At 48.3% G+C, this 24022-nt stretch carries 17 protein-coding genes and 1 tRNA gene; 8 read left to right on the top strand and 10 right to left on the bottom strand.

Going from position 1 to position 24022, the window contains the following annotated elements; all coding sequences use genetic code 11:
• Window positions 1–62: 62 nt before the first annotated feature.
• Both JOY44_RS08340 and JOY44_RS08335 read right to left on the bottom strand, forming a co-directional pair.
• The gene (locus JOY44_RS08340) at window positions 63–1037 is read right to left on the bottom strand and encodes a carbohydrate kinase family protein (RefSeq protein ID WP_171573144.1); all 975 of its coding nucleotides are present in this window, start codon (window positions 1035–1037) and stop codon (window positions 63–65) included.
• A 70-nt stretch (window positions 1038–1107) separates the two neighbouring features.
• Window positions 1108–1803 carry a Crp/Fnr family transcriptional regulator gene (locus JOY44_RS08335; protein WP_322091341.1) on the bottom strand — a complete coding sequence of 232 codons (696 nt, stop codon included), beginning with the start codon at window positions 1801–1803 and terminating at the stop codon, window positions 1108–1110.
• A gap of 632 nt (window positions 1804–2435) precedes the next feature.
• Here JOY44_RS08335 and JOY44_RS08330 point away from each other — a divergent pair.
• Entirely contained in the window at window positions 2436–5558 is a 3123-nt protein-coding gene (locus tag JOY44_RS08330) for a hypothetical protein (protein ID WP_171573142.1), read from the top strand.
• Between the two features lie 35 nt (window positions 5559–5593).
• Complete coding sequence (locus JOY44_RS08325) at window positions 5594–7264, top strand: hypothetical protein (RefSeq protein ID WP_171573141.1); 1671 nt, start codon at window positions 5594–5596, stop codon at window positions 7262–7264.
• A gap of 24 nt (window positions 7265–7288) precedes the next feature.
• On the opposite strand, the gene JOY44_RS08320 is transcribed toward JOY44_RS08325, so the two are convergent.
• Window positions 7289–7708 carry an HHL1-like protein gene (locus JOY44_RS08320; protein WP_171573140.1) on the bottom strand — a complete coding sequence of 140 codons (420 nt, stop codon included), beginning with the start codon at window positions 7706–7708 and terminating at the stop codon, window positions 7289–7291.
• Between the two features lie 201 nt (window positions 7709–7909).
• Between JOY44_RS08320 and psb32 the strand changes: the two genes are divergently transcribed.
• From psb32 to JOY44_RS08305, 3 genes are all read left to right on the top strand, one after another.
• A complete protein-coding gene (gene psb32, locus JOY44_RS08315) occupies window positions 7910–8653 on the top strand; it encodes a photosystem II repair protein Psb32 (RefSeq protein ID WP_171573139.1) in 744 nt (247 codons plus the stop codon).
• Between the two features lie 60 nt (window positions 8654–8713).
• On the top strand, window positions 8714–10639 hold the full coding sequence (locus JOY44_RS08310; protein ID WP_171573138.1) for an AMP-dependent synthetase/ligase: 1926 nt from the start codon (window positions 8714–8716) through the stop codon (window positions 10637–10639).
• 137 nt (window positions 10640–10776) lie between these two features.
• A complete protein-coding gene (locus JOY44_RS08305; RefSeq protein WP_171573137.1) occupies window positions 10777–11226 on the top strand; it encodes a YlqD family protein in 450 nt (149 codons plus the stop codon).
• A 386-nt stretch (window positions 11227–11612) separates the two neighbouring features.
• Here the strand turns inward: JOY44_RS08305 and JOY44_RS08300 are convergent, their stop codons facing one another.
• Genes JOY44_RS08300 through JOY44_RS08290 form a run of 3 tightly spaced genes read right to left on the bottom strand, consistent with a single transcriptional unit; the run spans window position 11613 to window position 15974 of the window.
• The gene (locus JOY44_RS08300; protein ID WP_171573136.1) at window positions 11613–13226 is read right to left on the bottom strand and encodes a response regulator; all 1614 of its coding nucleotides are present in this window, start codon (window positions 13224–13226) and stop codon (window positions 11613–11615) included.
• Between the two features lie 10 nt (window positions 13227–13236).
• Window positions 13237–13701, bottom strand: a complete 465-nt coding sequence (locus tag JOY44_RS08295) for a response regulator (RefSeq protein WP_171573135.1) — start codon at window positions 13699–13701, stop codon at window positions 13237–13239.
• Window positions 13698–15974, bottom strand: a complete 2277-nt coding sequence (locus tag JOY44_RS08290; protein WP_171573134.1) for an ATP-binding protein — start codon at window positions 15972–15974, stop codon at window positions 13698–13700. Before JOY44_RS08290 ends, JOY44_RS08295 begins: the two co-directional genes overlap by 4 nt.
• A gap of 384 nt (window positions 15975–16358) precedes the next feature.
• On the opposite strand from JOY44_RS08290, the gene JOY44_RS08285 reads away from it, so the two are divergent.
• On the top strand, window positions 16359–17717 hold the full coding sequence (locus JOY44_RS08285) for an adenylosuccinate synthase (RefSeq protein WP_171573133.1): 1359 nt from the start codon (window positions 16359–16361) through the stop codon (window positions 17715–17717).
• A 62-nt stretch (window positions 17718–17779) separates the two neighbouring features.
• Entirely contained in the window at window positions 17780–18343 is a 564-nt protein-coding gene (locus JOY44_RS08280; protein ID WP_171573132.1) for a 50S ribosomal protein L25/general stress protein Ctc, read from the top strand.
• A 45-nt stretch (window positions 18344–18388) separates the two neighbouring features.
• Here JOY44_RS08280 and JOY44_RS08275 read toward each other — a convergent pair whose 3' ends face one another.
• The 3 genes from JOY44_RS08275 to recQ form a co-directional block, all read right to left on the bottom strand.
• Window positions 18389–19351, bottom strand: coding sequence for a phosphodiester glycosidase family protein (locus JOY44_RS08275; protein ID WP_171573131.1), 963 nt, complete (start codon window positions 19349–19351; stop codon window positions 18389–18391).
• A 174-nt stretch (window positions 19352–19525) separates the two neighbouring features.
• Window positions 19526–19744, bottom strand: a complete 219-nt coding sequence (locus tag JOY44_RS08270; RefSeq protein ID WP_171573130.1) for a chlorophyll a/b-binding protein — start codon at window positions 19742–19744, stop codon at window positions 19526–19528.
• Window positions 19745–19862: 118 nt separating this feature from the next.
• Window positions 19863–22082 carry a DNA helicase RecQ gene (gene recQ, locus JOY44_RS08265; protein WP_171573129.1) on the bottom strand — a complete coding sequence of 740 codons (2220 nt, stop codon included), beginning with the start codon at window positions 22080–22082 and terminating at the stop codon, window positions 19863–19865.
• Between the two features lie 413 nt (window positions 22083–22495).
• Between recQ and JOY44_RS08260 the strand changes: the two genes are divergently transcribed.
• A complete protein-coding gene (locus JOY44_RS08260; protein WP_171573789.1) occupies window positions 22496–23845 on the top strand; it encodes a lipid-A-disaccharide synthase-related protein in 1350 nt (449 codons plus the stop codon).
• On the opposite strand, the gene JOY44_RS08255 is transcribed toward JOY44_RS08260, so the two are convergent.
• Window positions 23816–23900: transfer RNA gene (locus JOY44_RS08255), tRNA-Ser, on the bottom strand. The two genes, JOY44_RS08260 and JOY44_RS08255, sit on opposite strands and share 30 nt — an antisense overlap.
• Window positions 23901–24022 lie beyond the last annotated feature (122 nt).

The following is a 24022-nucleotide window of genomic DNA, read 5'->3' as shown; positions in this document are numbered from 1 at the left end:
AATCTGCTTTTGGTCTCCCTGAGCATTAACTGTGCAACCTCTGAGGAAGGTAGTATCAGCCTCTATTGGTTGAGTTGCAGAAAGGCTTCCACTTCGGCGGCGATCGGCTGAGCTGCGATCGCGCCAGACCGGGTGGTCGTCATCGCGCCCACAGCACTCGCATATCGGACAATCGCGTAGGCAGTATCAGCCGTCTCCAAACTTTGAATGCCACGCTGACAGAGTTGGTGTAAAAAACCTGCCAAAAAACTATCTCCGGCTCCGGTGGTGTCTTCGACATCAATCGCAAAAGCATGAATTTTGCCTTGATTACCCTGTAGCCAGTAAGCGCAGCCTTTTTCTCCAGCAGTCACCAACACGCCTGATATATCCCCAACTTGATTTGCGATCGCGCTGGGATCGGTTGTTTCAAACAGCCACTCTGCCTCTTCATCCGATAATTTAAGAAAGTCCGCCTGTTTCACCAACTGATGAATGACAGCGGGAGCAGCTGCCGGATCATCCCAAAACACGGGTCGCCAGTTCACATCTAGCAAAATTTTAGTGTTGAACTGTTTAGCCAGTTGAATGGCTTGCATGGTTGCCTCATAGCTGTTGGGATATGCCATTTCCAGACTGCCCAACACTAAAAACTCCGCTGTCTTGAACAATTCAACAGGAAGCTGATCGGCTTGAAGCTGAGTATCGGCAAATTCAGACGTGTCGATATTTCCAAACCCTGCAAAAGCGCGATCGCCCGTTTCAGAACGAACCACATATACCCCACGGGTTGGTGCAGTGGCATGGCGCTGCACTCCATCGATGTTCACCTGGGTTTCTTGCAGCAGCCTCACCAAAATATTGCCTAGATCGTCTTCGCCTACACAACCAACAAAACCACTAGACGTACCCAGTTTTACTAATGCACAGGCAACGTTGGCGGGTGCCCCTCCGGGGTAGGGAGTCCAAGAGGCAACTTGTTCGTAGGGTGAGCCAGGCTGATCTGACAAAAAGTCAAACAGAATTTCGCCAAAACAGAGAACACGAGGGTTAGTCATCAAAATTTAAACTTAAAAACTCTATCTTGTAACACCCTATATTTCGATATTCCACCCAACCTCGCAGCATCTACAACATTAGTTGTTCTAGGGCATGGGCATCAGAAATGCACAAAAAGTCGCGATCACGAGTAATCAGCCCTTTCTTTTCGAGCTTGCTGAGTACACGGGTGACGGTTTCCCGTGCTAGACCGCTGAGGCTGCTTAGTTCCCGATGAGGCAAATTAGGAATTTCTGTTCCCGTTCCGCTAGCGCTGGCTTTACCCTGTCCTTCCGCCAAGAATAGCAAAATATCTGCGACCCGCGACACACTATCCGACTCGCGCAGGCGCAAACGGCGATTGACTTGCCGCAAACGACGCGCCATCAGTTTTGCCAAGCGAATCCCTGACTGCGGCTCAGTGGTTAGGAGCCGCACAAAATCTTGAGCAGGCATATTGCCAATGACAGTGGGAGCCAGGGTAATCACATCTGTAGAGCGAGGCACCTCGTCTAGGGGAGCCATCTCACCAAACAGCTCACCTTTACCCAAAATGTTCAAGGTAACTTCCTTACCATCCAAGTTGTAGGTGCGGATTTTGACCCACCCACTCAAAATAAAATACACAGAACTCCCCCAATCATTCTCCAACAAAATCACTTGATTAGGAGGATGGTTGCGGGTTACTACGTTCATCGTCGCCCTTTCTACTGCCGCTTCGGGCAATCCTTCAAAGAAGAGGGAAGAGCGAATTAAAATACTAGCGGGGATGTCTCGAGGACTCAATCGATCTTCCATCGAGCGATACTTCAGGATACAGCAATAGACTTCAGGTCAGGATAGATAATAGTTTACTCGTTAGGATTTGATTCAAGTAATTCAATTGGGTTTACTTAAAAATTCACAGAAACTTTGAATTATGAAAATTCTGCGTTTCTCAAATTATCCACACACAGTAGTTCTAATAGGAGACACAGTAACCTCAGAGGGGATTCCTCAGCACTATGCATTCTATGATGCCACTAGGTTTTTACTGATGGCATCTCCCACGGTTTTTAATAAAGCTTTACAAATACGATGCACTCGAACCATCGCTCACGATAGTAGTATAGTTTTCCAAAAAGTTGTTATTTTCCTGGTTTCCTGACGTACACTTCTATCACTTTGTACAACAATATCTGTTGGTTGAATTGTGACACATTCTAAAGATGGAACAGTAATTGTAGGCAATGGGCAAACTAGAGTATTAGCAATGTTTAGCGGTTTATCATCTACTGCCGAGTTTCAAAATCATTAATAATGTTGAGGTGAGCTTTATCTCAGCCCAGTCCTGAAACACGTTTGCTCAAGAGTATGAGCCAGAAGATGCCGCTATACCTTGTATTCTCCTTCCTCGTTTATTAGTCAGGGGCTACATTGTGACTTCTCAGAAGGATCAAATCCAAGCCTTAATTGCTGAAATTGACAGCGTCTTACAGAAGACACATTCTCGCTTGCCGTGGGTCATGTCTGGAGAGCTTGCTCAACAGCGGCAAGTTTTGGAGCGAGTTCGTAACTATTTAGTGGTTCTTCAGCAGCAGTTGCCTGTAGACGGGTTGCGTCCAACAGAAGCTGCTTCGCCCATAGGCTATCCGCCAGAGTTCTATCCGTTTGGTGCTTCCGTGTCGCGATCGCCAGTAGTAGATACTCAGCAAATGATGCAAACCATTCTGCAAGAGATGAGCTATCTGCGGGCAAGCGTCATGCAGCCGATGCAAGTTGATCTAGAGAGTTTGCGGCAGCGGCGAGAATTGCTAACAAAAGAAATTAGCCATTTAGAAGCTGAGCGACGAAATCAGACGGTGGCTTCAGCTCCTAACCAGCAACAATTTACTGATGAATTGATTCAAGTGCTGATGAGCCGATTACAAGAGAGTTTGTCTCAGCAAATGGGGCAGACTTTGGGCAATCTTCAGGCTCAGGCGCTTTCCGGTGGGGCAAATCCTAGCAGTTTAGGAGAACCGTTGCCGGGTGCTCTCGCCAATCCTCAATATGAGCAATTGCAGATATTGCGATCGCGCTCTGACCAGATGCTAGTCAATTTAGATTCCACGCTCAATATTGTATTTGAGTCACTCCAGCGAAACATCCAAGCCTATCAAACATCGCTGACTCATGGATTAGAGCGAATGTACAGCTTGGGTCAACAGAGCGAAGTCGCGTTTAAGGCACTGATTAACGAATTGACGCAGCAGTTAAATCAAGAAGCATCATCTTATCTACACTCGTTGGCTCAAGGGCGAGCAGCAATAAACCCAGAAGCGGCAAACCCAGCACGCATAGAGTCATTTAAGCCTGTGCCTGAGACACTTTCGGAATCGGTGATCGCTAAGCCATCGATCTCGCTCAGCCCTAGCCCAAATTTCCCCTATCCAGGTATGGAAGTATTGGCAACTGATTTATCTACTGCCGACCTAATTGGGGCTACTGCTGAGGACAAGAGCCTACCGCTGATGCCGGAGTTAGATGCAGCCTTAGAATCTTGGTTGAGATCAGCAGACACTAGCAATTTTGATGTCACAGAATTAACCTCAAACTCTCTGGATTTGGGCATTCCATTGAACAATTCTGCCTCTGCTCAGCTTGAAGTAGATTTTTCACATTTGAGTGACGCAGCGATCGCGGGTTCTAATGCGCCTGCATCTGATGTGTCTGCATCAGATTTGACTCTGCCGAGCAAAGACACCGCCGAACTGGATGAGGCTCTTAAGCTGCTGGAAGAATTAAGCAGTGAACTGACCAATCCTCTCACTGGCACCATGCTTCAAGATACAGACGTGCAAATTGATCAAATTCTTAGCCTGGTGAAAGTGCCCTCCTCTGAGAATTCAGTATCGGCTGTAGAAGATACTTCCGTTGAGCAAGATGAGTTCTACCAAAGCTTGTTTGGTGATAGCGCGCTCGCTCAGGCTGATCAAGCTGAACCAGAGGAAAACGAATTTGTTACACAAAGCGCGATCGCGCCCTTCAGCGATCGCGCAAATGACTTTTTCCCAGAAGCCACGAATCTTGAACCTGCTGAACTTGATGACATTGACCATTTAGCGACTTTAGCTGACCTCACGTTTGAGTCTACCGACGAGTTGGAGTTGCCTGAACTCTTTTTTGAAGCCGCCGCAGCCGAAACAACTTCCATCACTGAGTTACCCGCCAGTTTGTTTGACGATGACTCTGTTGCTACTCCCTCTACAGAGCCATATCCTCTCACCGCTGAAACGGAATCATTACTAGCAGATTTGGAACCTTTTTCTTTAGAACCGGATGGTACCGGCTCCTTAAGCGATTTATTCCAAGATTTCCCTTTAGAGTCGGCACAATCGACACCCGTCGATCCCCCGGAGACCGCCTTTGACTGGGCTTCACTGCAAGATACTGCACCCACGGCTAATAGTCCTCAATCGATGCAGTCGGATGCTCTCACAATTGGTTTGCCCGACTCTGAGTTTGCTTTAGAAGGAAGAGAAGATCAATTTACTCGCGCTGCGCTCGATGAAAACCTTTTGCCCGATGCGTTTCATGAAGTCGCTAACTTGAGTCTCAACCTGGATGATTTCACACTCAGTAGCCTTAGTGAAGATTTATCTAACCTAGAAGATTCCACAACCTGGCAACCCGATCTAGGCACCAGTGATATTCCATTGAATGACATGCCATTGCTAGATGAGTTTTCTCTACTTCTGGAAGATACTCAAGAAACAGCACAACATCATGAACAATTCTCAAGCGATCGCGCTGATCTCACTGTTGAAGAATTTGGCACCTTGTTCGATGATGCTCCTAACGTTAGTCCTCCAGTTTTACCGCCGTCTGTCATTAGTTCAAGTCTACCCACCTTTTCACCTCAAGAAGCTCAAAGCCCTACTGAGCAGACATCTACGGTCACTGCTCAATTTTTACCATCCCTCCAAGACGCAGACGATAGCTCCCTGCCCTTTACTCTAGAAGGCATGGATGACTTGTTTGGAGATGCCTCATCCATTGAGTCAGTGCCTCCCCCCCCTGTGCCCCAGTACAACCTCGCCGATTCTTCCCTATCTTCCTTGGGAATGCAGGATTTCTTTGGCGCTTCCAGTAGTCCCCTACCCAACGGTACGGAGGTTTCTCTACCCTTCACTCTAGAAGGCATGGATGACCTCTTTGGTGATGCCCCTTCAGTTCAGGTCACAGCATCCCCGGCACCACGCCCCCCGGCAAAGGAAATTTTGCCCTTCAAACCTGACTATGGGCAGCAGTCTACTGAGGAAAAGCCTCCTTTGAAACTGGAAGAGTTGGGCGATTTCTTGATAGAAACTCCATCCATGCCTCCATCGTCGTCTGGCATTGGTTCGCAGGAGAATACTAGCAATCTGCTGGCAACCACCTCTTCGCCAGAGAATCCACCGCTTAATCCCCCGATTAACCTTCAGTTAGATGAGGCGTTTGAAAGTTTGTTGGGTAAGTCTACTTCGTTACAGCCTTCTGCAGTGAACGAGCAGGCTAAAGAAAAAAAAAAGAAGCCCTAAACGCAAACGTCCTAAGGGATTCGGATGAGACAAACTTGGGTCGCTTTAATGCAAGCGAAACGGAGAGGACAGCGCGATCGCCCTGGTATTTAGGTATTGATATCGGCACAACAGCCTTATCAACTAGCTTGTTGAATGCAGAGACGGAGCAGCAATCCGCGATCGCCTGGGTGAAGAACACGCCACAAGGTCCGTTGTCTTTAGCGGCTATCCCATCTGGGCTACACAGCTTCAAGCCCTACCTCAATAGTGCTATTCCCTATTTTTCACCGACAACGCAGCAATGGGAACCCCTAATGTTGCGATCGCCCGATCAACACATTCCCCTAATTCAGATTCAGCACAGCTTAACAACCCTGCTAAGGACCCTTAGATCGCCTGATGTCAGGGTAGGCTGTATTGATGATCAGAGCTTTCAAGCGGCGCTCCAACATCTTGCAGGCGTGGTGGTAAACCAACCCGTGGGCGCATCCGATGCCTATCGGTTTAATATCCGAGAAGCAGTGTTAGCCGCCGAATTAGTGCATCAGCCTGAGGACATTTTTTTTATTGAGGAAGTGGTTGCCGCACTATTAGCAGAGTTGCCTCCGCCCAATACAGCAATTCCAGTAGGAGCCACCTCGCAGTCCACCACCGCCCTAAGTGGAGGGGTGATCGTCATCAGCGCTGGATCAACCACGACTGAGCTAGCACTGACACAGGTTCCTCAAGCAGGGGTGAATTTAACTCGTGCAGAGGTGCAGCAGCGTCGCCTTCCTTATGCCGGAAACGCGATCGATCAAGATATTATTTGCCAATTAATCTATCCCCTGAAGGGAGATTGGAATGATTTAAGTTTGGGAAACTTAGATGTGCCGTTGCCTGGTGAACCCGATTTAGAAGCTCGCTATGCCTTACAACAGCAACTCGAAGCAAGCATCCACGGGCAAAAACTTTTAAACACTGTTAGAAAAATTAAGCCGAGCCTATGTCAGCACGATGTTGAAGCGATCGCAGACTATCCCAAAACAGCGCTTAAACATAGGGATTTTTATAGCTGGGTGCTGTCTCCTTACTTGCAGCAGCTTAATCGAGAACTGAATTTGCTGTTGAGCCAATCGGGCATGACAGCAAATAAAATCCAACGGGTCGTTTGTACTGGAGGAACGGGTTCGATTCCCGCGATCGCCCAGTGGCTACAGCAAAAGTTTTCCCAAGCGCAAATCGTGCAAGATGCGCCCAACTCAAACAGCGCTGATTTCGCTAGCAATCGCATTGCTAGAGGACTCGCTTTGCTACCGCGTTTTCCCCAACTGTTAGACCGCATGCGGCATCAGTATAGCGATTATTTTCTGCTGCAAGAATTGCTAAAAGTGCCAATTCAAACCAGCGAAGCACTTTCAGCAAGCCAAATTTTGCAGCGATTAGAACAGCAAGGCATAAACGTTGCTGCCTGCAAATCTACCCTGGTCAACTTTTTAAATGGGCAGTTGCCGACTGGACTAGTGCCCTCAAAAGCAATGCTGCTCACAACAAAGTCAAGCCAAAACGCAGAGTATCAAGCATTAACAGCGGCTCCACTCTTTACGCGGCACGATCACCACTATCGACTTAATCACCAACAGCGCGATCGCCTGTGGCATCATCTACAAATCATTCTTGCCCAAACTCAGCAAACCCTCGAAGCTCCCCTGACCATTGAACTAAACGACATCTCAATCGGCTAAAGGCGGCACGCAGAATGCCAACGACTACTTCTTCAAACCAGACTTTAGCAAACCAGAAAACCGGTCTTTTATTTGCTCTAAGAAGTTCCCCTTGCTCGGTTGGGGAAGTTCTGCGAGTTGAATGGGCTCATCAGGAAATTGCTTTAGTTGATAGCCGTATTCCAAGAACTGTTGATGCTTTTTGAGCACAGGAAACAGACGGAACGCTCCTTGCAACAGTTCAGCCTCCTGCTGGGCGATCGCGTGATTAATTTTGTTGAGCCGACTCACGGCAAGCGACCCCACTGGATACCAGGTTTTTTTATCTTTAATACGCAGAAAAATATTAAATTCTGGCAAACCGTCTGCTTTCATTTTGTCGTACTGCTGAGCAGCTTTTCCCCGCACATCTGCACTTTTTGAAGGTCGCTTTGGCTGTTTTGGCTGACCAAATCCACTACTCATTAAAACGTTTCCCTATGATTATTAAAATGGTTAATAAAAGTTTACACCTTTAGCTTCACCACTACCCAATCACTTTCTAATACACGCTATCCCACTGCTAACAGCACCCCTTATTCTTTACCCTCTCCACATCGAGCCAATTGCCTATCGGGATAGAATAAGCGTAGTATTTGAAAAAGATAATGTTGCGAAGATATTGATATGAGTTGGCTCCTCAACCTCTTTTCATTACTGACGCGTGCAAAAAATGCCTTGCAGCAAGTGTTTCAGCGGCTATGTCTATCCGCTTTATTAGTTTTATTAGTCACTCAACTGGTTGCACTGCCAGCTAGCGCTACCAGTTTGTATGAAATTCCTGATTTACCAGAAAATACTTGGGTGCTTGACCAAGCTGACATTCTCAGCCGGACTACTGAGGGCAAACTCAGTACAGCCTTCTCCGAGGTAGCGGCTAAGTCTGGCTTAGAAACACGCATTGTGACTATTCACCGACTGGATTATGAGGAGACAATTCAGGGGTTCACCGACAAGCTGTTTAAGCGTTGGTTCCCAACCGCCGCAGACCAGGCAAACCAAACGTTGCTGGTGATTGATAACGTGACGAACAATACTGGAATTCGCACGGGGGAAAAGGTGAAGCCAGTCATGCCAGACGCGATCGCAACTAGCGTGGCACAGGAAAGCGTGCTGATTCCTCTCAAAGAAGGCAACAAATATAATCAAGCTTTTCTGGGTGCTGGTGATCGCTTAGTTGCAGTGCTGTCTGGTCAAGCCGATCCCGGTCCACCTGAAGTGAAAGACACGGTGATGGTGGAAGGCACCTTTGCCACTCCCGAAAAAACGAAAGAAAGCAATGCCACCGTCTGGGTTGTTGGCTTTCTGGCTGCTGCCACAATTATTCCCATGGCAACTTACTACTTCTATCAATACATGGGTTCTCGTTAAGCAGCAACCAAAAAGCTTAACGCAGGAGCCAAGATATGAGACTTTACTAATGAACCTTCCATGACTCGATCTCCTCAACCCTTTGATTACAATGCACTGTCGTCGATTCCGGCAATGTGGACGATCGCTGCCCAGCGCTTCAGCACGATTGCTGCGGTTCACGATACCCACAGCGTCCCGCCCGTCAATCTGACCTATGCAGCGCTGTATCGGCAGATGCAGGAATTTGCCGCCGGATTGCAGGCGTTGGGGGTGAAAGCGGGCGATCGCGTGGGTCTATTTTCTGACAACAGTCCCCGCTGGCTAGTTGCCGATCAGGGAATCATGGCGCTAGGTGCGGTGGATGCAGTGCGCGGTTCTCAAGCAGAAAAAGATGAGTTGCTATTTATTTTGGAAAATAGCGGTGCCACGTTTCTGGTGACGGAAGATTACGCCACTTATAAGAAGCTATGCGATCGCCTAGATAATCTATCCATTCAAGCGATCGTGCTGTTGTCTGATGAAACGCCCGATGAAGATGAGCGGCTGAAAGTCTTGAATTTTCACCAGCTTTTGGAGCTTGGCATCGGACAAACACTCCAGCCTGTGCCAGCGCAGCGGGATGATTTAGCAACGCTCATGTATACCTCTGGCACCTCTGGCAAACCCAAAGGTGTGATGTTGAGCCACGGCAACCTGCTCTCACAAGTGGATGGGGCTGGAAGGGTCGTACGGCTTCAACCGGGCGATCGAGTTTTGAGTATCCTACCTGTTTGGCACTGCTATGAACGGACGTTTGAATACTTTATTTTTGGGCATGGTTGCACTCAGGCATACACCAACATTCGCCATGTAAAAAAAGACTTGAAGGAATTCAAGCCACACTACATGGTGGCAGTGCCTCGCCTGTGGGAATCGATTTATGAAGGGGTGCAAAAGCAGTTCCGTGATCAGCCAGAGAAGAAACAAAAACTGGTTCAGTTCTTTTTGCAAAATAGCGCTCGCTTCATCAAAGCGCGTCGCACTTTACAAGGGTTAGATCTGGAAAACTTAACTCCATCCGTGCTAGACCGTTTGACTGCACTCATCCAAATTGGACCCTTAGGCATTTTGCACGCTTTGGGCGATCGCTTAGTCTACAAAAAAATTCGGGAGGGCGTAGGCGACAACGTTAAATACTTTGTCAGTGGCGGCGGCTCTATTGCCGAACACTTGGAAGACTTCTTTGAAATTGTCGGGCTAGATATTCTGGGCGGCTATGGGCTGACCGAAACCTCACCGATTACCCATGTTCGTCGTCCCAACCGCAATTTGCGTGGTGCGGATGGACAAGCGTTGTTTCAAACGGAAACGCTAATTGTTGATTTAGAAACACGCCAACCCGTCGCCACGGGTAAACAAGGGCTCGTGCTGCTGCGCGGGCCTCAAGTGATGCAGGGTTACTATCAAAACCCAAAAGCAACCCAAAAGGCAATTAATGCAGATGGCTGGTTCGATACGGGTGATCTCGGCTGGCTGTCTGCTCAGGGCGATTTGATTATTTCTGGACGCGCCAAAGATACGATAGTCCTGACCAATGGTGAAAACATTGAGCCTCAGCCGATTGAGGATGCCTGCCTGCGGAGCGCTTACTTAGATCAGATTATGCTGGTAGGACAAGACCAAAAGGTTTTGGGGGCACTGATCGTTCCCAATGTAGATGCTTTGGAAAAGTGGGCAGCGGCGCAAGGATACACCCTACAACTGGCAGACTCAGAAGTTAAAAATCAAGCATCTGGAAAATCACTAGCCTTCGATAGTAAGCTAGTGCAGGATCTGATGCGGCAGGAGCTAAATCGAGAAGTGAAAAACCGCCCAGGCTTCCGCCCCGACGATCGCATTGGACCATTTCGCCTGATCTCAGAGCCATTTTCGATCGACAATGGATTGCTGACCCAAACCCTAAAAATTCGTCGAAACGTTGTGATGGATCGCTACCAGGGTATGATTAACGAGATGTTTGTTTGATCCGCATAATGTCTTGCTAGATAAGCATTACATGGTTGGTTAAACGTTGATTGTTGGGTTTATTTATACCCATACATCCGTGGAAAAGTATTTCCACTAAGCATCTTTTTTGCTCTTGACCCTTAATGAAGCGTTTTATGGATGTCTCACCTTCTCATTTGATTCTAAAGCGTTCTGTTAATGTAAAAGCGATCGTCACGCCCCGCTGGAAAGAAGAGGCACAGCAACAACTGCAAGATCAAATTAATCAGGTAGATAATCAACTGCAACAGCTTGAAATGCAAGCGCAGCGAATGATTTCTGAAATTCAAAAACAAAGTTTGCAACTGCCTGGTTCTGAAGGTGCTCAACAAATTGAAAGCATTCAAGGTCAAGTTAATCAGAAGAAAAGCGAATTGCTAGAGCAAAAAAATCAGGTTCTGCAACAGCTTCAGCAAGTTCAAATTTTAGAAATGGATCAAGAAGTCAACCAAGGACAAATTGACAGCGTGTTTCGGGTTGAATTGGGTGATAACTTGATCGAAAAAATGCAGGTTGAGCTTTTGCTACGCGATGGCATGGTAGAAGAAATTCGAGGCATGGTTTAATAGATCCTCGCTCAAATCTCTTTTACCAGTCATATCAAACCTGCTGGGTCACAGGGAATACAGTGCAAATCGATCTGTGACTAGCCTCTGGGTTTTAACCCGGAAATTAACAAAACAAACTCGACCTCTAGCGATCGCCGGAGGTAGTTCATATCTTGAAATAGCTTTTGCTGTATCACAGTGAACAAGAAGTCAAACGCGATCGCTTGCGTCTAGACCGATAGGAATGTCACCCTTGTAGGATTAATTTGAGTAGCGTTGCTGCTATCTAAATCAGAATCGGCAAGTTTGGCATTTGAGGTCTAGCATTTGACCGAGAACAATAGCACCCTCGTTGTCCCGAAAGCTTTATAGCTTTATCAAATGGACTATTTTTTAGGATCAGCCTATCCTATTCCCACTGCTTTAGCTTCTTCAGGTTTGCACAAAGCGCTAACCGCGGCGACGAGCCGCTCTGAATCAACAGGTTTGGATAGATGAGCCTGAAAACCTGCGGAGAATGCCTGCTGTTGATCCGTTTCTCCAGCGTAGGCGGTTAGGGCGATTGCCAAAATATCCCCCCCCTGTTCTGATGACTGCAAGTTGCTTTGCAATGCCTCACGGCTACGAATCTGTTGCATCAGCCGATATCCATCCATTTCTGGCATTCCAATATCGCTAAGCATCACATCGGGCTGGAATTGAGTTAGCGCAGTCAAAGCTTCGCCTGCGGTGGTAGCGGTGATTACGCTTGCTCCCGCTTGCGCCAGGACAAAAGCGATAAATTCTAGCGAATCGGCTTCATCGTCTACCACCAAAACCAGAACCCCACTCAAATCGAGCGATCGCGTTGATAACTCAGGTGGCTCTACTGCTGGTTGCCTCGGCATCAGGGGCAGTCTGACTGTGAAGGTGGCTCCTAGTTCGGCACCGCGACTCTCTGCCCAAACCGTGCCGCTATGCAGTTCAACGATTTGCCGGACGATCGCCAGCCCTAGCCCCAAGCCGCCAAACTGCCGCGTGGTTGAGCCGTCTGCTTGCCGAAAATAGTCAAACACATGGGGCAAAAAATCAGCCGGAATACCCTTGCCTGTATCGATCACGGTGATTTGAGCTTGATTGTCCACTCGCTCTAACTGCACGATCACTCGACCGTTGACTGGCGTAAATTTAACCGCGTTTGAGAGCAGATTCCAGATCACCTGCTGCAAGCGAGTCGCATCGCCCCAGACCTGCACCCCTTCGGCACTCAGATTCGTCTCGATCTCAATCGATTTGGCTTCGGCTGTCAACCGCACCGTTTCCATTGCGGCTCGCATCGTCGCCGCCAGGTTGAGTGAATCCAGCCTCAGGTTAAGTTTTCCTTGCAGAATGCGGGAGACATCCAGCAAGTCTTCAATCAGTTCAGCTTGCAGATTGGCATTGCGCTCGATCGTTGCCAATGCGTAGGCGGTTTTGGCTTCGTCCAGTTTGCCAGTTTGCAACAGTCTTGCCCAACCCAGAATCGGATTGAGCGGCGATCGCAACTCGTGCGAGAGGACTGCCAGAAATTCATCTTTAACGCGATTCGCTTTTTCGGCTTCAGCCCGCGCCACTTGTTCTAATTCAATTTGCTGTTGCAGTTGGATGTGTAACTGCGCTATTTCAATCGCTCCATTGACCGTCAATCGCAAACCCTCTGGGGTGACTTGCTCTTTCATCAGATAATCCTGCGCCCCCATTTTGATTGATTGGGCAGCGATCACCTCATCCCCTCTGCCAGTCACCATCACCACAGGCAACACATTCTGCTGATGTCTTAATTGGGTGAGAAACTCTAGACCATTCAGATCGGGCATCTGGTAATCGAGCAACACAATATCTAGCGAGTGCTGCCGACTTAACGCCAAACCCTCTTGCCCTAAGCCCGCCGTGACAACGGTATACTGATACTCTTCATCCCGCAGCAGATACCGTCGATAGGTTTCACAGTCTTCTGGGCTGTCATCCACAATTAAAGCGGTGCGCTGAGGTTGACTCATAATTAATTTTTTACAAGGAGTTTTGGGGAAGCATCGTGATGTCAAACCAATACTCTAGCAACGTTTGGATGCTTCGCTTTAGCAGCCCAAAGTCCATTGGTTTGATGATATAACTATTTACTCCTTGCCGATAGCAGTCTTCGATGTCTTTGGGGTTATTTGACGTGGTAAAGATGACGGTGGGCACCAATTTTAGATCGTCATCCTGTTTGATGCGGCGTAGCACCTCCCGCCCATCGGTGCCTGGCAGGTTTAGGTCGAGCAAGATCAGCCCTGGGCGAGGGGCACTCTCAAGGTCAGTGTAGTGATCGGTGTGGTAGAGAAACGCCAGCGCTTGATCGCCATTGAGACAGCGGTAGACGGGGATCACCAAAGGAGATTGGCGCAGGAAACGCTGAAACGCTTCAAAATCTTCGTTGCTGTCTTCAATAATCAACAAGGGGGGTTGTACTTTGGAGGCTGAGGACGTAATCATGGTTTCACCGCTTCTAATAGGGTGAAGTAAAACGTGCTGCCCTCACCCGGCGTAGACTCTACCCAAATTTTCCCTTCATGCCGCTCCACAATTTTGCGGACGATCGTTAACCCTGCCCCGGTGCCTCCACCATATCGATCTTGTGGGTGGAGTCGCTTGAAGATCTCAAAAATCCGCTCCAGGTGCTCAGCAGGAATGCCAATGCTGTTATCGCGGATATAGAGCGTATGAGCAAGCTGGGTGCCATTCCGCACGGGTTTTGATTCAACATAGCCAATTTCAACCCATGGCTCCGCTTTGTCGTTGTATTTAATCGCGTTGCCGATCAGGTTAGTGAATAGCTCACTCACCTGAGAGCGATCGCAGCAAATGGTCGGCAGCGGTTGGGGTAGACGAAACTCGATCGCTTTCTGGGGTTGACTAATCTTGAGCGTATTGATCGTCTGCTGCACCAAAGCATTCAGGTCTACAGACTGCCGCGACAGTTCACCTCGTCCTAGCTGAGAATAGTGCATCAGTGAGCTAATCAAATCGTCCATCCGCTGAGTTAGACGTACCACCGTATGCAATTTAGCGAGACCGTCTTCGGGCAACACTTCGGCGTAGTCTTCCATCAAGAAATTAGAGTAGTTGTGAATGCCTCGCAGCGGCTCTTTGAGATCGTGGGAAGCAATATAAGCAAAGGAATCTAGCTCGGTGTTGCTGCGCTTCAGTTCTAAATTGACTCTTGCCATTTCGTCTGACTGGGCTAGAATTACATCTACAATTAAGCTCCGCAGCTCGATCGCCACTTCAATTTCGCACTGTAACCAGTTAAGCGACTTGAAGCGCACGGTTTCTTGCCATGCCGCAAAAGACTGACGCGGAGAAAAGGTCACACTGCCATCGGCTTCAATCTGCTTGGGGTTGTCGGGGTTGCCTGCCCAGGTGACCGTTTGCAAAAATTCGGGACGAAACCACAGCACGTAGCGGTGTTGGGGTTTTGAGATTGCCATCGCCAGTAGACCACTCGCGACATTTTTATAGACTGAAGCTGCTGGGTAGAGTTTGGGCAGAGAGTCGGTGACAAAAAGGTCGTCCTTAAAGTGATTGGGCAACCACTCCAGCAGATCCAGCACTGCTTCTTGGCCCGGAGTGTTGCCAATCAGGGCGATGCGTTGCTCGCCGCTCTTGGCATCGCCTTCACAAACCGCCGCGCCCTGTGCTCCTGTGAGGTAGAGCAAATCGTCAGGAGCATCTTCAAGTGCCTGCAAAAAATCGGTCGCATTCGTCAGACGATTAACGAACTGCACTTGGGTAGCTTTGAGCCGGAGCTTATAACTGAGGTTTTGATTGGCTTCCTTGACCGATAGCTCGGTAGACATCAACTGACCGAGAAACTCGCAAATCGTGCGGATTTCGTAAGGCACAAATTTGGGCGTGTTGTGATGGCAGGCGATCATCCCCCACAGCCGTTGCTGCTGGATTAGCGAAATGGACATCGAAGCCCCGACCTTCATATTCTGCAAATATTGAATGTGGCAGGGTGACAGACTCCGCAACACGCAATGGCTCATATCGAGCTTGGCATCGGCTACCTGTGAGCCTGTGAGTAAACTGGGCTGACAGTTGACATCGGGCAGCAGCCGCAGCCAGTTGAGCCGATAAAGGTGTTTTGCCCGTTGCGGAATGTCGGTGTCAGGATAATACAATCCTAAAAAAGTTTCTAGATTGGCTTTTTTGTCTTCAGCGATGACCGTGCCATCTCCATCTTGATTAAAGCGATAGACCATAACACGATCGAACCCCGTGATCTGTCGCACCTCCTTAACGATCAGGTCGCACAGTTCGGACAAGGTTTTTGTGCCCTGAATTTTTGCCAGAGTGTCTTTGATGTTGCGATAAGACTGGGTAAAATCGCGTTTAGCTGTGGCTGCGATCGGTTCCAATTCCAGCACGATCTCACCACTAATGGCACGATGAACAATGCCATTGAAAAACCGTGTAGAACTATCATCTAGGGTGACTGAAAGATTGAGCGGATTGGTTTGCTCAGAAGTAGGATCGAGGCAGGCTCTAATTTCAGCAATGCGATCGCAATCAATAAAATCTGCCAACGGGCGATCGATGAGTGTTTCGGGGGCAATCCCTAAAATATTGATCGCATTCTGGCTCACTTGCGTGATGCGGAGATCTAATTCTGAAAGAACGCATAATAGACCATGCGGCTGAATAGAACCCGGCATGTGAATGGGTTCTCGTTCTTGATGGATTACCTCAAGAGCTGGATTCATTATGAGTTGTCCGCAAGATTGTTAGTAGAGAATATTTTTAATTCTCTTTAGAAAAGTATTTTCTAGAAGCTGCTATTTGTTACTTAATAAAAGGCTGATGTGATTGTTAGTAAGAGTAAAGCGGACATAACGACGAACTACTTAATACTACCTAGAAATTCTTCTATGTTGCGATGTAAGGCTGGCGAGTTTTTGCGATCGACCTTACCCACATCGCAAACAACAGAGCACTCGTGAAGAATTCGTCAACGATATTTGAGCCTTGACGAAATATTTCAATACAGACTGCAATTTACTAAAGTTAAGCTTTAGTGGGCTAGTTGACATAAAGGCATATGTTCTTAATAATTAGAGATTGTGCAAACTCTAACGCTATAGAAAATCTTGGCTAACGTCATTGTGGTTGGCGCCCAATGGGGCGATGAAGGAAAAGGAAAAATAACAGATCTGCTTAGCAAATCAGCAGATATGGTGGTTCGCTATCAAGGCGGGGTAAACGCCGGTCATACCGTTGTCGTTAAGGATCAGACTTTTAAGCTGCACCTAATTCCGTCAGGTATTCTTTATCCTGATACCGAATGCATCATCGGATGTGGCACTGTTATTGATCCAAAAGTGCTGTTAGGCGAACTGGATCAGCTTCGTGAGTTAGGTATTTCAACGGCGAACCTACTTATTTCAGAAACTGCCCATGTAACAATGCCTTATCACCGCTTAATCGATCAGGCATCGGAGGAGCGTCGGGGGGAGCACAAAATTGGTACCACTGGACGCGGAATTGGTCCAACTTATGCAGATAAATCAGAACGAACTGGCATTCGTGTGATTGATTTGATGGATTCAGAATCCTTGCGAAAGCGGCTTCGTTGGACGATTGAATACAAAAACGTCATTTTAGAAAAGCTCTATAATCTTCCTCCGCTTAATCCTCAAGATGTGATTGAAGAATATCTATTCTATGCGGAACGGTTACGTCCTCATGTGATTGACTCTTCGCTGCGAATCTACAATGCCATCCAGCGTAAACGCAATATTTTGTTTGAAGGGGCACAGGGAACCCTGCTAGATCTAGATCATGGCACGTATCCCTATGTAACGTCTTCTAATCCAGTGGCAGGGGGAGCCTGTGTTGGAACAGGAGTTGGTCCAACGATGATTGACCGCGTGATTGGTGTAGCAAAGGCTTATACTACCCGTGTTGGAGAGGGTCCTTTTCCAACTGAATTGCATGGTGAGATAGGTGAGTTGCTCTGCGATCGCGGCGCTGAGTTTGGTACAACAACAGGACGACGACGGCGTTGTGGCTGGTTTGATGCCGTAATTGGTCGATATGCAGTTCGGATTAATGGGCTAGATTGCCTGGCAATCACTAAACTTGATGTATTGGACGAAATGGATGAGATCAAAGTTTGTGTTGCTTATGAAGTAAAGAATGAGCGCTGCCAGGATTTTCCTAGTAATTCGCGCACCTTTGCCCGCTGCGAACCCATCTATAAAACAGTTCCCGGTTGGAAGCAATCTACCGCTGACTGTCGTACTTTAGATGATTTGCCTCAGCAGGCACTGGATTACCTCAAATTATTGGCAGAGTTGATGGAAGTTCCGATCGCGATCGTTTCCTTAGGAGCGAGCCGCGATCAAACCATCATCGTTGAAGATCCAATCCATGGACCTAAACGCGCTTTGCTATATTCCAACGGCACTAGTTCTGCCGAAACCCCCAGTCAAACAATTGAAGTTTAGCGGCTTCAATCGTTTGGCTAAAATTTGCTTTAATTCCTACTCCTTATCCTTGATTTTTTGTTATGAAACTTGCGATTGAATGCCAACCTCGTCCTGATGGAAGTAAGCCCAATGCGCTCCGCAGATCTGGCAAATTGCCTGCTGTTTTGTATGGGCATAAGGGAACAGAGTCTATCTCTTTAGTTCTCAGTGCAAAAGAGGCTGAACGATTGATGCGAGAAGCCTCAATTAACAATACCCTGATCGATATTACGGTTCCTGAGGTGCCCTGGGCTGGTAAGGCATTGCTACGTGAAGTGCAAACCCATCCGTGGCGCGGCACTCCTTACCACGTTAGCTTTTATGCCGTTGCAGACCACGGTGATCTGGAAGTAAATGTTCCGCTTCATTTTGTGGGCACTGCAACTGGAGTCAAGGTTAGCGGCGGTTCTTTAGAAACTGCGATGGGATCTTTAGAAGTGCGGTGTGCCGCATCTATTATTCCTGAAAATATCGAAGTGGATGTATCCAATTTGGAAGTCGGCGATACGATTCACATCAGCCAACTCGTGTTGCCAGCAGGTGTAGCTGCTCTAGGCGATCCAGAGCGTGTAGTAGCCAGTGTTGTAGCGGGCCGCGAGGAGTAATTGAGCCAAAATCTCAATTTATGAATTTGCCATAGAGCCAGGGAGCTAGTTCCTTGGCTTTTTAATTAGCTGAATCAGTAAGGCAGATTTAATTGATCGCTGAATCGGCTGACCAGACTCGTTCACTTTGCCATAGACCGTCTTACCCTGATAATACAGCGAAGAAGAACTGCCGCCATCCAGGTTTATTGCTTTTTCAACTCCTAAAGTTTTCATAAAATCGGCTAGTTCTTGTAGCGTCATACCGCTGCTTGTGGGGGATTTAGGCTTTTGCGCCACCATCACTCCAATAATTGTGTTGTTGCGAGTCAGACCGATCGCACTACGAGCATTAAGCTGATTGATTCCTAAGGGATCGCGAATAACTTTTTGGTTGCGAATCTCTAAAAAGCCTTCCTCCACTAAGGTTGCATCAGGAAGTAGCTGAGGACCCGCACCGAGAGAATCTTGAAGCTGACAGTCGGCGCGGGGGACAGTTTGACGACGAGTAATGTCATACTGAACGACTTTTCCACATTGATAACGACGAAATTCGGAACGATTGAGAATTTTGTCCAGATAGGGCAATAGATTGAGATTAGACATTAATCGCTCATTCTCTTCAGGTTTTGCGATCGCGTTCCGTTGGAGCGTTACTGGAGAAATTGATTTTTGATTTTCAGGATCAAAATAGCCACCATTGATCGCGGCGATCGCCCCGTATCGCTGCGCCAGTTCTCCAAGCGGTTCAACGGTGCCTGATACAGCCGGTGTGACTAAAAATTGGCTCTGTGGCGGTATCGATACGGTGTGAACAACACTACGCGCTAGTGTGTAAACCTTGTATTCGATTGTTTGGGCAGCAGGTGAGGAAGTGGCGATTCGTGAAACGATCCCTTCGGGAATCGCGGTTGGAGCTTCAGACTGAGCGCTGGAGGATGGGGTGGGTGATCGACAAGCAACGAGATTTAAAGCAACAATACCTACGCCAATTTCAATCAAAACGAAGTCTATCAGAGTTTTACGCATGCTAGCTTCCTGATTACACCGTACAGGTTCATGCTGATGATTATGATGGCATTGCTGTTCATAGGTTTAAACATATTAAAAAACCCCAGGGAGAGCTGGGGCTAACGTAAGAGATCGCGTTCACTTTGCAACCGAACGCTTTGACGACGTTACCGTAACCAAAGCTTAATCAGATTAGAGGTTGGATAGGTTACCCAAAAATCCAATGACCCCATGACCTGTAAAAACTTCTAAAGCTAATAAAGAGACAAATCCAATCATTGCCATACGTCCGTTGAAGAGTTCAGCATATTTGGTAAAGCCAAACTGAGGCTGGTCAGTTACATACATTTTTGGCTCAACCGCATAGATGTTTTGTCTTCCGCCTTCTTCAACCACAACGCCGCTTTTCATGAAAGTCTCCTGACTTAATTTGTAACTTTATGTAAATTAATATATCAGACTTTGTTACAAAATTGCAACATTAACTTAAGAATCAACAAAGTGCTGTTACTTGCCAATGGCTTAGCAATTACGACTGTTCCAAATTTTCTCGTCGCCAATGTGCCTGCACTAGGTGAATTTCGTCGTAACCGTACATCTCTCCCAAATAATCGCGAATACGACGGCGTGAGTCTCCGCCCACGGTAGCAATCGCGTGCAAAATCTTCTCCTGCCGCTCAAGGGGCACCAAACGATGAAGCGGAATGTCGTGTTCCATCTCAATCAGTTCTGCCAGGTGGGTCATGATCGTACTCATTCGCAGGTTGCGCTGGTCGGCGATTTCAAACGGTTTTAGTCCCTGCTGAAAAAGCTGTAAGGTCAGCCGATGCGTATCAGAGGGGCGATGCAAATGGGTTGGCAAAGGTACACCAGCGGACGAAGCCGATGTAGAGGGCATAAGGGAAAGCCCTTTTTCTGCTCGAAAAGCACGAATTTCAGATAAGAAAACATCCCCATACTGATCAAGTTTGCGGCTACCCACGCCGGAAATTTGGGAGAACTGAGCATTGTCTAAGGGCTGCTGCTGTGCCATTAAGCGTAGGCTGGCATTGGCAAACACGACGTAGGGCGGCACGGATTGCTGATCAGCAAGGCGCTTACGCAGATTTTGCAACCGCTGAAAGAGCGCTTCGATATTCTCATCGGTTTCACTGTTAGCTGTTGCTGTGGCCATGCGACCGGGTGCAACTGCCACACTCACCGATCGCTGTTTTCGCAACACCTCCCAACTCAAATCATTCAGTTTCAGTACCGAATAGCCATCGCTGCTTTCGTCCACTAATCCCTGATGCACCAGCGATCGTCCCAACATGCGCCACTCCTCAGCGCTGCGCTCTTTGCCGATCGCGTAAGTAGACAGCTTTTCATGCCCATTTTGTAGCACCCGCTGGTTTTTGGAACCGCGCAGCACATCAACTACATAGCCCATGCCGAACCGTTCCCGCACCCGTGCCACACAAGAAAGAAACTTTTGCGCTTCAATCGTCCAGTCTTCCACAGGTTTAGGATGGCAGCAATTATCACAACTGCCGCAGTTGCCCGGAAACGCCTCGCCAAAGTAGCCTAATTGAATAATTCGGCGGCATTCCGTCGCTTCGGCATAGTTGACCACACGACGCAATTGTTGGCTAGCAATGCGCTGCTCGTCTTCCAGTGGTTCACCTGTTGCTGGATCAACCTTTTGACTAATCAAAAACTCCACAGTTTTGATATCACCTGCCCCATAAAACAGAATGCAGTCGGCGGGTTCATCATCTCGCCCCGCCCGTCCTGATTCTTGGTAGTAACCTTCAATGTTGCGCGGTAGATCGTAATGCACGACAAAGCGTACATCCGGCTTGTTGATGCCCATGCCAAAAGCAACGGTGGCGACCATCACCTGTACGTCGTCTCGAATGAAGCGGTTTTGATTGTCGGTGCGGGTTTCAGTGCTCAATCCGGCATGATAAGGCAAGGCTTGAATCCCATCGTTTTGCAGTTTCAGCGCCAGTTCATCGACTCGTTTGCGGCTGAGACAGTAAACAATGCCTGAGCCTGAGTTGTTGCGAGCAATTTGTAGCAACTCGTCGTAGGTTTGGCGCTGCTTGGGGCGCACCTCATAGTAAAGATTCGGACGGTTAAAGGTCGCCAGGTGAACGACGGGCTCTTGCAGGTTGAGCTGATCAACAATATCGTGCCGCACCCGTTCGGTAGCAGTGGCGGTGAGCGCCATCACTGGAACTTTGGGGTAGCTTTGGCGCAACTGCTGCAACTGACGATAATCTGGGCGAAAATCGTGCCCCCATTCCGAAACACAGTGAGCCTCATCGATCGCGATGCTTGACACATAAACCTGCGACAGCCACTCACTCAGTCGCCCGTCGCCCAACAGCCGTTCTGGGGCAATATACAACAGTTTTACAGCACCTTCCACCACGGCACGTTCCCGTTCTCGCAGTTCTGCGCCGCTAAGGCTGCTATTGAGGAAGGTGGCAGCAATGCCATTATCTTGTAATGCCTGCACCTGATCTTGCATCAGGGCGATCAATGGCGATACGACAATGCTTAATCCGGGTTTCAACAAAGCTGGTAGTTGGTAGCATAAGGATTTGCCGCCACCCGTGGGCATAATCACCAACACATCTTGATTTTGCAGTGACTTTTCAATAATCTGGCGCTGCCCTGGTCGAAAGCTATCGTAGCCGAAGTAATGCTTGAGGGCGTGTTCGAGGGAGGAGAATTGGGTCGCGATCTCAGACTGGATGGACATTTAAGGAGAAAGGGCGAATGGAGGGGAATTGGGATGGGTGAGTGGCGAATAATCTTGACCCCTAGTTTGGAACTTTGGAGGGGAAGGAGCGTCTGTGGGAAGTACACGCGATCGCGTCCATCTAGAATACCCTAGCAGAATCAATCGATTGGAGGGCAATTGAGTACTCTATCCATGCGGTATGATGATGACTTCCTAAACCTTCATATGTCTTCATATCCATCTTGTGTAAGGGATAAGTGAGGTTTTGTGCCCTCACCTAGATTCCCAAAAGGAGAGAGCATCAAAAGTATCGGGAAACCTTCCTCTCTAAAGATTCAGTATTGCGATCAGGATTTCCAAAGCTAGCTAATTTTATAGAAGTGTTTTAAGTCTCAGAATTAAAGGGATTGCTGCCATTGCTACCACCACACTTGCCACGTTATTTTCCTTCCAAGAGACTGCTGTGCCTCAGCAACGGACATGGAGAAGACATTATCGCAGTGCGAGTGCTGCAAGCCCTGCAAGCACAGGCGAATCCACCTCAAATTGCGGCATTACCGTTGGTTGGTGAAGGGCGCGCATACCAACAGGCGAATATTCCTTTGATTGGCGCTGTGAAGGCGATGCCATCCGGCGGATTCATTTATATGGATAGTCGCCAGTTAGCGCGCGACCTTCAGGGCGGATTAGTGCAGCTTACCTGGTCTCAATTGCAGGGAGTTCGGCGGTGGGCACAGCAAGGGGGCACCATTTTAGCGGTGGGAGACATCTTCCCGCTATTGCTGGCATGGCTCAGTGGAGCGCCTTACACCTTTATTGGCACAGCTAAGTCAGAATATTATCTGCGAGACGATGACAGCAAACTATTTACAACAGAAAGATGGGACGCCTGGTCAGAGTCGGTGTACTATCCCTGGGAGCGGTGGCTGATGAGCCGCGATCGCTGTCAGGGTGTGTTTCCACGGGACACGCTCACGACTCAAATTTTGCAAGCGTTAGCGGTGCCAGCTTTAGATCTGGGCAACCCGATGATGGATGGGTTAGAGCCGACTGAAACGCGATCGCTCGTTTTGAGCGAATCCACTGCGGCAAATTCGCGCCGCTCTAATTGGGACACTGGTTCTGCAACGTCTCAGCAAGCTTTAAACGTTCTGCTATTGCCCGGTTCACGGGTGCCAGAAGCCTATGATAATTGGCAACACATTTTGCAGGCAGTGGCAGGGGTGGTTGAGGCTTTTGCAGCTCAGCCGCTGATGTTTTTAGCAGCGATCGCACCGACTATCCATTTAGAGCCGCTTCATGATGATCTTGAAGCTCAGGGATGGGCACTCGTTTCTTCTGTCGGCATTTCTGCCAGCCGCTATTTTCCCGATCCTACCGCCCACTGGTATCAAAAGGGGAAAGCATTGCTAGTCATATCGCAGCAGGCATTTGCAGACTGTTTGCATCAAGCTGACTGCGCGATCGCCATGGCAGGCACCGCGACTGAGCAATTTGTAGGTTTAAGCAAGCCCGCCATTACCCTGCCCGGGAAAGGACCTCAATTCACACCCAAATTTGCGGAAGCCCAAACTCGCTTACTGGGGCGATCGATTATCTTGGTGCAAGATCCTAGCCACGTTGCCGATGCGCTGAAATCCGTTTTGCGGAATCCAGAACAGCTAGAGCATATTGCTGAAAATGGTCGCCGTCGCATGGGCGCTCCCGGTGCCGCTCAACGCATCGCAACCTATCTGATGCAGCAATGGGAACGGAGAGGGGGGGATTCGAACCCCCGTTGAGTTACCCCAAACTTGATTTCGAGTCAAGCGCATTCGACCACTCTGCCACCTCTCCATCGATGATCCTACCATCTTTAATACCCCGCAATTGGGGAGTTGGAGTGCGGTGTTCAAGATTCGCTCTGTAAGTCTCTTAAAAAATTAAGACTATTTTTGAGGACTCCTCATATCACCTGA

The sequence above is a fragment of the Leptolyngbya sp. Cla-17 genome, from assembly GCF_016807185.1.
Classification (GTDB): domain Bacteria; phylum Cyanobacteriota; class Cyanobacteriia; order Leptolyngbyales; family Leptolyngbyaceae; genus ULC077BIN1.
This window is presented reverse-complemented; position numbering and strand designations above follow the sequence as displayed.

Excerpts from the sequence above, each read along its gene's own strand:
- JOY44_RS08340 (WP_171573144.1), bottom strand. The coding sequence starts at position 1,037 with ATGACTAACCCTCGTGTTCTCTGTTTTGGCGAAATTCTGTTTGACTTT.
- recQ (WP_171573129.1), bottom strand. The coding sequence starts at position 22,082 with ATGTCCATCCAGTCTGAGATCGCGACCCAATTCTCCTCCCTCGAACAC.
- psb32 (WP_171573139.1), top strand. The coding sequence starts at position 7,910 with ATGAGTTGGCTCCTCAACCTCTTTTCATTACTGACGCGTGCAAAAAAT.
- JOY44_RS08270 (WP_171573130.1), bottom strand. The coding sequence starts at position 19,744 with ATGAAAAGCGGCGTTGTGGTTGAAGAAGGCGGAAGACAAAACATCTAT.
- JOY44_RS08320 (WP_171573140.1), bottom strand. The coding sequence starts at position 7,708 with ATGAGTAGTGGATTTGGTCAGCCAAAACAGCCAAAGCGACCTTCAAAA.
- JOY44_RS08295 (WP_171573135.1), bottom strand. The coding sequence starts at position 13,701 with ATGATTACGTCCTCAGCCTCCAAAGTACAACCCCCCTTGTTGATTATT.
- JOY44_RS08280 (WP_171573132.1), top strand. The coding sequence starts at position 17,780 with ATGAAACTTGCGATTGAATGCCAACCTCGTCCTGATGGAAGTAAGCCC.
- JOY44_RS08305 (WP_171573137.1), top strand. The coding sequence starts at position 10,777 with ATGGATGTCTCACCTTCTCATTTGATTCTAAAGCGTTCTGTTAATGTA.
- JOY44_RS08290 (WP_171573134.1), bottom strand. The coding sequence starts at position 15,974 with ATGAATCCAGCTCTTGAGGTAATCCATCAAGAACGAGAACCCATTCAC.
- JOY44_RS08310 (WP_171573138.1), top strand. The coding sequence starts at position 8,714 with ATGACTCGATCTCCTCAACCCTTTGATTACAATGCACTGTCGTCGATT.
- JOY44_RS08275 (WP_171573131.1), bottom strand. The coding sequence starts at position 19,351 with ATGCGTAAAACTCTGATAGACTTCGTTTTGATTGAAATTGGCGTAGGT.
- JOY44_RS08300 (WP_171573136.1), bottom strand. The coding sequence starts at position 13,226 with ATGAGTCAACCTCAGCGCACCGCTTTAATTGTGGATGACAGCCCAGAA.